Source organism: Rhizobium alarense, assembly GCF_021555155.1.
GTDB classification, from domain to species: domain Bacteria; phylum Pseudomonadota; class Alphaproteobacteria; order Rhizobiales; family Rhizobiaceae; genus Rhizobium_D; species Rhizobium_D alarense.
In genome coordinates, this window is record NZ_JAKGBU010000016.1 from 65,615 (window position 1) to 68,705 (window position 3,091).

Annotated in this window: 1 protein-coding gene and 2 pseudogenes; 1 reads left to right on the forward strand and 2 read right to left on the reverse strand. The window is 67.1% G+C overall.

What is annotated here, in order from left to right; genetic code table 11:
• Positions 1-263 (reverse strand): annotated as a pseudogene (locus LXM94_RS07420) (hypothetical protein); the annotation flags it as partial.
• An 83-nt stretch (positions 264-346) separates the two neighbouring features.
• A complete protein-coding gene (gene parE, locus LXM94_RS07425) occupies positions 347-2,404 on the reverse strand; it encodes a DNA topoisomerase IV subunit B (RefSeq protein ID WP_235770525.1) in 2,058 nt (685 codons plus the stop codon).
• A 234-nt stretch (positions 2,405-2,638) separates the two neighbouring features.
• Between parE and LXM94_RS07430 the strand changes: the two are divergent.
• A pseudogene (locus LXM94_RS07430) lies at positions 2,639-3,091 on the forward strand (alpha/beta hydrolase); the annotation flags it as partial.

Here is a 3,091-nt window from a genome sequence, read left to right on the forward strand (position 1 = left end):
TTGGCCGTTTCCGTCCCGGGTGCCGGTTTGCCGACCTTCGGCGTCGCCTCGTGCGCCTCCGCCGTGGTGCCGGCACCATCGGTCTCGCAGACGGCGACGATGACCGGGTAGCTGCGGTTCTGGTAGCGCGCGATCTGCGTCTCCGACTGCGCATCGCAAAGCGCCACCGTCTGCCAGCTGCGGTTGACGGTGTCGATATAGTGGCACTGGGTCACGCTGTCGTCGCAACCGAGTATCGTCATGACGATGAGTGCTGCCTGCATGATGCTGACCTGCCCGTTGTTTCAATAACGACCCCTGCCACGCGTAAAGCGCGGCTTTACCGCCAAAATAAGGCGGCAAAGCCTCAGATGTCGAGGTTGTCGGCGAAGGCGGCCCGCTCCTGGATGAAGCGGAAGCGTGCGTCGGGCTTCGTTCCCATCAGGTTGTCCACGGCCTCGCGCGTGCCCTCGAAATCGACGTCGTCGATCGCGACCTTCAGCAATGTGCGCTTGGCCGGATCCATCGTCGTCTCCTTGAGCTGCGACGGCAGCATTTCGCCGAGACCCTTGAAGCGGCCGATCTCCACCTTGCCGCGGCCGTTGAAGACGGTGCGCATCAGTTCCTCGCGGTGCGCGTCGTCGCGCGCATAGAGCGTCTTGCCGCCCTGGCTCAGCCGGTAGAGCGGCGGCACGGCGAGATAGAGGTGCCCGCCGCGGATGAGCTCCGGCATCTCCTGATAGAAGAAGGTGATGAGCAGCGAGGCGATGTGGGCGCCGTCGACGTCGGCATCCGTCATGATGACGATGCGCTCGTAGCGGAGATCCTCGTCGCGGTATTTCGACCGGGTGCCGCAGCCGAGCGCCTGCACGAGGTCGGAGATCTGCTGGTTGGCGCCCAGCTTTTCGCGGCCGGCGCTCGCGACGTTCAGGATCTTGCCGCGCAGCGGCAGGATCGCCTGGTTGGCGCGGTTGCGCGCCTGCTTGGCCGAGCCGCCGGCCGAATCGCCTTCGACGATGAACAGTTCGGCGCCCGCCGCCGTGTTCTGCGAGCAGTCGGCGAGCTTGCCGGGAAGGCGCAGCTTGCGCACCGCCGTCTTGCGGTTGACCTCCTTCTCCTTGCGCCGGCGCACGCGCTCCTCAGCGCGCTCGATAACCCACTCCAGCAGCTTGGCGGCTTCGGCCGGATTGTCGGCGAGATAGTGGTCGAAGGGGTCGCGCAGCGCGTTCTCGACGATGCGCTGGGCCTCGACGGTCGCCAGCTTGTCCTTCGTCTGGCCGACGAATTCCGGCTCGCGGATGAAGACGGAGAGCATGCCGACGGCCGAGATCATGACATCGTCGGTGGTGACGATCGCCGCCCGCTTGTTCTGTGTCAGTTCCGCATAGGTCTTGAGCCCCTTGGTCAGCGCGATCCGGAGCCCCGCCTCATGCGTGCCGCCATCGGCCGTCGGGATCGTGTTGCAGTAGGAGTGGATCAGCGAATCGCCGCCATACCAGGTGACGGCCCATTCGAGCGCACCATGGCCGCCGGATTTCTCCGTCTTGCCGGCGAAGATTTCCTTCGTGACGGTATAGTCCTTGCCGAGCGTCGCCTGGAGATAGTCCTTGAGGCCGCCCGGGAAATGGAAGACGGCCTTTTCCGGCGTCTCGGAGCCTTCCGGCAGCAGCGACGGATCGCAGCTCCAGCGGATCTCGACGCCACCGAACAGGTAGGCCTTCGAACGGGCCATGCGGAAGACGCGGGCCGGGTCGAAATGGGCATGCGGGCCGAAGATGTCCGGGTCGGGATGGAAACGGACCTTCGTGCCGCGGCGGTTGTGCACCTCGCCGAGCTCCTCCAGCGGTCCCGCCGGCTTGCCGCGCGAGAAGCGCTGGCGGTAAAGCTTCCTGTTGCGGGCGACCTCGACCTCGAGATGGTCCGACAGGGCGTTGACGACGGATACGCCGACGCCGTGCAGGCCGCCCGACGTCTCGTAGGCCTTGCCGTCGAACTTGCCGCCGGCATGCAACACGGTCAGAATCACTTCCAGGGTCGACTTATCCGGCATCTGCGGATGCCGTTCGACGGGAATGCCGCGGCCGTTGTCGGTGACGGAGAGGAAGCCGTCCGCATCGAGGCTCACATCGATGAAATTGGCGTGGCCGGCGACCGCCTCGTCCATCGAGTTGTCGATCACCTCGGCAAAGAGATGGTGCAGCGCCTTCTCGTCGGTGCCGCCGATATACATGCCGGGCCGCATGCGCACCGGCTCCAGCCCCTCGAGGACACGGATCGCGGACGCGTCGTAGCCGCCGCTGTCACTCGCCGCCGGCGCGGGGCGGACCGGCGCGGCGGACGGCATCGGCTTGCTGTCGCGCGCCGGCGAGGGGTCCGGCTTGGCGACTGCCGGCACTTTGGCGAAGAGGTCGTTGCTGTCGTCCATATCGGCGTTCAGAGTTTGTCCCGTGTCACTGCCGGCCGGCCGGGACTTGGTCCGGTCGCCGACATCCCATCACAAGAAGTGCCGCGAATCGCCGGCGAGTCTGCCAGATTCCGCCGCTCGAGGCGATTCGCGAAGCTTGGTACTCCCGCGGAAGGCGGCGCAAATCAAGCCCCGGAGGATTGCGTCGCGCGCCGGCCGATGGCAAGACGGGCGCCGCCGAGGGAGGGTGACTTCATGGCTCAGTCCACAGCTCATTGCGTGCGCCGCCGCATTTTCGCGGTGCTGGCGGCCGCGCTCTGGCCGGCGGCGGCGATGGCGCTGACGCTGGCGCCCTTCAAGGACGAGCTCTTCGCCTATCCGGCGGCGGTCGAGACGGCGGACGGCGGTGCGCTCACGGTCGTCGACTACCGCGAGGCGCGCGACATCAACGACCGCGACCAGACGCCGGAGCGGCGCGTCCGATCCGCCTACGTCTCGCTGGAACCGAAGCGGCAGCAGGAAAACCTGACCGTCGCCACACCGGCCGGCGCCGTCGAGGTGACGCGGGTCGGGCGGGGCGAGGGGGCGGCTTTCACGGTGATCTTCATCCACGGCCGCGGCGGCGACCGCAGGCTCGGCGCCAACGACTGGTCCTTCGGCGGCAACTTCAACCGGCTGAAGAACCTCGCGGTGCGCAATGGCGGCGTC

Excerpts from the sequence above, each read along its gene's own strand:
- parE (WP_235770525.1), bottom strand. The coding sequence starts at position 2,404 with ATGGACGACAGCAACGACCTCTTCGCCAAAGTGCCGGCAGTCGCCAAG.